The organism is Nonomuraea maheshkhaliensis, from assembly GCF_039529435.1.
Classification (GTDB): domain Bacteria; phylum Actinomycetota; class Actinomycetes; order Streptosporangiales; family Streptosporangiaceae; genus Nonomuraea; species Nonomuraea maheshkhaliensis.
Genome location: NZ_BAAAMU010000113.1, coordinates 24,229 through 30,538 on the forward strand (window position 1 = coordinate 24,229; position 6,310 = coordinate 30,538).

Sequence of the window (6,310 nt, forward strand, 5' to 3'; positions counted from 1 at the left end):
CCGCCCGCGCCGTGGACTATCGTGACCGGATGAAGAACCGCCCACGCGCCAGTCTCGGGCGGATCCTGCACGACCTCGGCACGACGGTGCTCGACGTGGCCGCATCCCCCGGCTCGCTCGACGCCGAGGTGACGGGGGTGCACATCTACGACCCGCTCGACGAGCTGATCGTCCCCTCGGGGGCGATCCTGCTCGCGGTCGGCGTGCAGGGCGCGGACGACATCTGCGCCCTGCTCGCCCGGGCCCCGCACGCCACCGGCATGGTCGTCAAGCTGCCGGTGGACGTGGACGAGCGGGTGCGCGCGGCCGTGCTGGAGACCGGCGTGGCCGTGCTCGGCCTCACCCGTGCCGCCTCCTGGGCGCAGGTGGCGGCGCTGCTGCGCTCCCTGCTGGCCGAGGGCGACCTGGCCGAGCCGGGGGAGGGCGCCTACGGCGACCTGTTCTCCCTGGCCAACGCCGTCTGTGCGCTGCTGGACGCGCCCGTGACGATCGAGGACAGGTCCTCGCGGGTGCTGGCGTTCTCAGGACGCCAGGACGAGACCGACCCCGGCCGGGTCGAGACCGTGCTGGGGCTGCAGGTGCCCGAGCGCTACCTGCGCCAGCTCGACGCCCAGGGCGTCTTCAAGCGCCTCTACCAGAGCCACGAGCCGATCCACATCGAGCTCGACGACGACGACATCGTCAACCGGGCCGCCATGGCCGTGCGGGTCGGCGACGAGATCCTCGGCTCCATCTGGGCGGTCGTGCACGAGCCGCTCAGCCCGCAGCGGCAGCGCGCGCTCACCGACGCGGCCAAGATCGTGGCGCTGCAGCTGCTGCGCGAGCGGGCCGGGGCCGACACCCAGCGGCGGCTGCGCGCCGACCTGCTGTCCACGGTCCTCGCCGGCGGATCCGACGCGGCCGAGGCGGCCGGCCGGCTCGGCATCGCGACCACCCGCCTGTGCGTGCTGGCCGCCCAGCTCGCGGGCGTGCCCGCCGACCCGGCGCAGGGCGAGAGCGACAGGCAGCGCTTCTGCGACGCGCTCGCGCTGCACGTCGCCGCCATCCACCCGAAGGCCGCCGAGGCGCTGGTCGGCTCCGTCGCGTACGCGGTGCTGCCGCTGGCCGCCGGCGGAGACGAGGAGGCGCGGGCCGTACGCGTGGCCGAGAGCTTCCTGGCCAGGGTCGGCCCCCGCCACGCGGCCAACATCGGCGTCGGCCGCCTCGCACTCAGCCTCGCCCAGGTCGCCAGGTCCAGGGCCGCCGACGACCGCGCCCTGCGCGTGCTGCGCGCCGGGGGCACCGCCGGCCGGGCCGCCGGATACACCGAGGTGCACTTCGAGTCGCTGCTGCTCCAGGTGGCCGACGTGGCCGCTGCCGAGGACCAGGCGCCCACGGGCCCCTATCAGCGGCTGCTCGACCACGACGCCGAGCACGGCACCGAGCTGGCCGCCACGCTGGGGGCCTACCTCGACGCGTTCGGCGACGTCAACCAGGCCGCCGCCCGCGTCCACGTGCACGCCAACACCTTCCGCTACCGGCTCAAACGCCTGGTCGAGATCAGCGGTCTCGACCTGTCCGACCCCGACGCCAGGCTCACCGTGATGCTGCAGATGAGGATCTTCGGACGTCAGCACTAGCGGCCCCGGCTTTTTCGTGACCGGCCACGAAGAAGGGGCCGGGGGTGAGCGGAGAAGGTGGTGCTCTCCCCCACGCTCGTCTGGAGTGCCCATGAGAACACCGATAGCGGCGGCCCTCACCGCGCTCGCCCTGCTCGCGGCCGCCTGCGGAGGCACAGAAGGGGGTGGCGAAGCAGGTGGCGGGCCGGCCGGGGGCGGCACGTTCACCTACGCCCTCTCGGCCGACCCCGGCGTGCTCGACCCTTCCGGGGCCGTGCTCAACGTCACCATCACCACGCTGTCCCTCGCCTACGACACCCTGGTCGGCGTCTCCAAGGACGGCAAGACCGTGCCCCTCCTGGCGGAGAAGTGGGAGGTCGAGCCCGACAAGGTCACCTTCACCATGCGCAAGGACGCCACCTGCTCCGACGGCTCGCCCGTCAAACCCTCCGACGTGGCCGACAGCGTCAACCACATCGCCGACCCCGCCACCAAGTCGCCCATCTACGGCGTGATCGTGCCCGCCGGCATGAAGGCAGAGGCCGACGAGGCGGCCGGCACCGTGACCCTGTCGATGCCGGAGCCGTTCAGCTTCATCCTGGAGACCGCCCGCTCGCTCTACGTCGTCTGCGGCGCGGGTCTCAAGGACCGCTCGCTGCTGCAGCGCGGCACCTCGGGCAGCGGCCCCTACAAGCTCACCGAGGCGGTGCCCGGCGACCACTACACGTTCAAGGCCCGCAGGGAGTACGCCTGGGGCCAGGAGGGCGGCACCGGCAAGGACATCCCGGAGAACGTGGTCGTGAAGATCATGCCGAACGAGCAGACCGCCGCCAACCTGCTCATCTCCGGCGGCCTGAACGGCGCCGTCGTCATCGGCCCCGACCGCGCCCGCCTGGAGGCCGCCCCTGGCATCGGTAAGACGGTCGAACCGGTCCAGAACGGCCAGTTCTTCTACCACCAGGGCGACGACCGGCCCGGCCACGACCCCGCCGTGCGCAAGGCGCTCACCCAGGCCGTCAACCTCAAGGAGCTGGCCGGGATCGCCACCAGCGGCACCGGCAAGCCCGCCACCGGCCTCGTCCTGCACCCCCGCCCCTGCCAGGGCGACTCCGTCGCCGGGCACGTGCCGGCCTACGACGAGGCCGCCGCCAAGGCCGCGCTCGACGCGGCGGGCTGGACGCCCGGCCCCGACGGCGTGCGGGTCAAGGACGGCAAGCGGCTCACCCTGCGCTACCTCTACGCCACCACCAAGGGCGCCGGGACGCAGGCCGCCGCCGAGTACCTGGCCGCCGCCTGGCGCAAGGTCGGCGTCGAGGTGAAGCTGAACGGTCAGATCGACACCAAGCTGGCCGAATCGCTCAACGCCACCCAGGACTGGGACGTCGTCTGGCTGCCCATCGGCGTCACGCTGCCGAGCCAGCTCATCGGCTTCCTGTCCGGCCCCGCCGCCCCCAAGGGCGCCAACTTCGCGCACCTTTCGAACAAGACGTACGAGAAGCTCGTCGCCGAGGCCGGCCGGGTCCCGGCCACCGAGGGCTGCGCGAAGTGGCTGGAGGCGGAGTCGGCCCTGTTCGACTCGGGCGACCTGGTGCCCGTGGTCGAGCAGACCGTGCTCCAGGCCACCAAGGGCGCCACGTACCAGCAGTACGCCGGGGTGTTCGTGCCCGCCTCGATCCGGCTCACGCAGGGAGGCTAGATGACCCGCCGTCTCGGCGTGCGGCGATTGGTGCGGTTCGCGGTGTCGCTGGGGGTGCTCATGGTGGTGTCGTTCGCGATGATCCACCTGATCCCCGGCGACCCCGTACGCGCCGCCCTGGGCCCGGCCGCTCCCGTGGAGCTGGTCGAGGCCCGCAGGACGGCGCTCGGCCTCGACCGGCCGCTGCCGGAGCAGCTCCTCACGTACGTCTCCGGCGTCGTGACGGGCGACTTCGGCACCTCGTTCCTCACGGGCGAGCCGGTCAGCGAGGTGATCGTCAGCCGTCTGCCCAACACCCTGTCGCTGGCGCTGCTCGCCACCGCCGTGGCGCTGCTGCTCGCCGTGCCGCTCGGGATGTGGGCCGCCGTCCGCACCGAGAACGGCCGCAACCGCGGCACCGAGCTCGGCTTCAGCGCCACCACCGGCACCGCCGTGGCCGTGCCCGAGTTCCTGTACGCCATCGCGCTCGTGACCGTCTTCGCCATCGCGCTCGGCTGGTTCCCACCCGCGGGCAAGGCGGGGCCGCTCACGTACGTGCTGCCCGTCCTGGCCCTGTCGCTGGGCCCGGCCGCCATGATCGCCCGCATCTCGCGCGTGGAGACGCTGCGCGAGCTCGGCAAGGACTACGTGCGGCTGGCCCGCGCCAAACGGCTGCCCGCCGCCCGGCTGCACCTGCGGCACGTGCTGCCCAACACGCTGACCGCCACCCTGACCGTCGGCGGCCTGCTGCTCACCTCGCTCATCGCGGGCGGCGTGCTGGTCGAGTACGTCTTCGCCTGGCCCGGGCTCGGCCTGAAGATCGTCGAGTCCATCACGCAGAAGGACTATCCGGTGGCTCAGGGCGTGATCCTCGTCTACGGCGCCCTCGTGCTGGTCGTCAACCTCGCGGTCGACCTGGTGCTCGGAGCGCTCGACCCCACGTCCGCCATCAAGGAGGCCTGATGACCGGCTGGTCGCGCAGGAACGCGCCGGGAGTCGCGGGGGCCGTCATCGTGGCGGCGATGGCCGTGCTGGCCGTCGTGGGCCCGCCCATCTGGGGCGACGAGGCCGTGCGCATCGACGCCGCCGCCATCCTCCAAGGATCTTCGCCCGGCCACCCGCTCGGCACCGACAACCTGGGCCGCGACCTGCTGGCCAGGGTCCTGGTCGCCGGGCGCTACTCGCTGCTGCTGGCGCTGGCGGCCACCGCCATCGGCGCCGCGGCCGGAATCGTGCTCGGCACCCTGCCCTCGGTGCTGCCCAGGCGCGCCGCCCGGCTGGCCACCGGCACGGTCAACGCCCTGGTGGCCTTCCCCGGGCTGCTGCTGGCCATGTTCACCGCGGTCGTCACCGGGCTGGGCGCGCGCGGCGCGGTGCTCGGCATCGGGGCGGCCATCGCCCCCGGCTTCGCCCGCCTGACCCAGACGCTGGCGGCCACCGTCGCGAACTCCGACTACGTCTCGGCCGCGCGCATGCTCGGCGTGCCCCGCCGCCTCATCCTGACCAGGCACGTGCTGCCCAACATCGCCGAGCCGCTCATCCTCAACCTCACCCAGGCGCTCGGCGGCGCGCTGCTCGGCCTGGCCGGGATGTCGTTCCTCGGGCTCGGCGTGCAGCCGCCCGACTTCGACTGGGGCCGGCTGCTGTTCGACGGCTTCCCGCGCATCTACGTCACGCCGGAGGTGGCGCTCGGCCCTGCCGCCGCCGTCGCGCTGGCCGGGATCGGCTTCAACCTGCTCGGTGACGCCCTGGCCAGGGCCGCCGCGCGGACGTCCGTCACCCGCGAGAAGACACCGCCCCCGCCCCCCGCTGAAGACGCGGGCGAGCCCGACCCCGGCGCGCTGCTGGAGGTGCGCGACCTGACCGTCACCTTCCCCGGCGGCGTCACCCCCGTGCGGCAGCTCTCGCTGACCGTGGCGCCCGGCGAGATCGTCGGGCTCGTGGGCGAGTCCGGCAGCGGCAAGAGCCTGACCGCGGCCGCCATCGGCGGCCTCGTCCCCTATCCGGGCACCGTCACGCACGCGGCGCTCCGCCTGGGCGGCAGGGACGTCGCCACGCTGTCGGACAAGGAGCTCGGCACCGCGCTCGCCATGGTCTTCCAGGACCCGCTCGCCGCGCTCAACCCGGCGCTCAAGGTGGGCGGGCAACTGGCCGAGGTGGCCATCGTGCACGACGGCGCCGACCGCGCCGAGGCGCACCGCCGCGCCGTGGACCGGCTCGGCCACGTCCACCTGCCGGAACCGGACCGCCGCGCCAAACAACACCCGCACGAGCTGTCCGGCGGCATGCGGCAGCGCGCCGTGATCGCGATGGGCCTCATGGGCACGCCGCGCCTGATCGTCGCCGACGAGCCCACGACCGCGCTCGACGTGACCGTGCAGCGGCAGATCCTGCGGCTGCTGCGCGAGGTCGTCGAGGAGACGGGCGCGGCCATCCTGTTCATCTCCCACGACATCGCCGTCGTGGGAGAGCTGTGCGACCGGGTCGTGGTCATGTACGCGGGCCGCGTCGTCGAGGAACTGCCCGCGGGCCGGCTGGCGGACGGGGCCGCGCACCCGTACACGAAGGCGCTCATCGCCTCCCTGCTCGACCTGGACACCGACCGCTCCACGCCGCTGGCGGGCATCGCCGGCACCCAGCCCGCGCCCGGCCAGATCGGCCCCGGGTGCGCGTTCGCCCCCCGATGCCCGCTGGCCACCGCCCGGTGCGAATCGGACCGGCCGGAACTCGTCGCGCACGGCCCCGGGCAGCGGGTCGCCTGCTGGGAGGTCAAATGATCATCAAGAACCTGAGCGTGCGCTTCGGCGCCTTCACCGCCGTGGACGACGTCACGCTGGAGATCCCCGACGGCGGCGTCGTCGGGCTCGTCGGCGAGTCGGGATCGGGCAAGTCGTCGCTGGCCAGGGCCGTGTGCGGGCTCGTGCCCCACACCGGCGTCGTGGAGGGCGCCCGCCGGGTGCAGATGGTCTTCCAGGACCCGTACGCCTCGCTGAACCCGCGCATGACCGTCGGCAGGACCATCGCCGAGGGCGCGGGC

5 protein-coding genes are annotated in these 6,310 nt (G+C 73.6%); all 5 read left to right on the plus strand.

Going from position 1 to position 6,310, the window contains the following annotated elements:
- Positions 1-29 precede the first annotated feature (29 nt).
- Positions 30-1,619: a PucR family transcriptional regulator gene (locus ABFX54_RS44355; protein WP_346113013.1), complete on the plus strand. Its 1,590-nt coding sequence runs from the start codon at positions 30-32 to the stop codon at positions 1,617-1,619.
- Positions 1,620-1,710: 91 nt separating this feature from the next.
- Positions 1,711-3,294, plus strand: a complete 1,584-nt coding sequence (locus ABFX54_RS44360; RefSeq protein WP_346113015.1) for an ABC transporter substrate-binding protein — start codon at positions 1,711-1,713, stop codon at positions 3,292-3,294.
- Positions 3,295-4,236: an ABC transporter permease gene (locus tag ABFX54_RS44365; RefSeq protein WP_346113016.1), complete on the plus strand. Its 942-nt coding sequence runs from the start codon at positions 3,295-3,297 to the stop codon at positions 4,234-4,236. It begins immediately after the preceding gene.
- Positions 4,236-6,050, plus strand: coding sequence for a dipeptide/oligopeptide/nickel ABC transporter permease/ATP-binding protein (locus tag ABFX54_RS44370; RefSeq protein ID WP_346113018.1), 1,815 nt, complete (start codon positions 4,236-4,238; stop codon positions 6,048-6,050). Before ABFX54_RS44365 ends, ABFX54_RS44370 begins: the two co-directional genes overlap by 1 nt.
- The coding region (locus ABFX54_RS44375) for an ATP-binding cassette domain-containing protein (protein WP_346113020.1) at positions 6,047-6,310 on the plus strand (264 nt) is incomplete at its 3' end. The genes ABFX54_RS44370 and ABFX54_RS44375, both read left to right, overlap by 4 nt.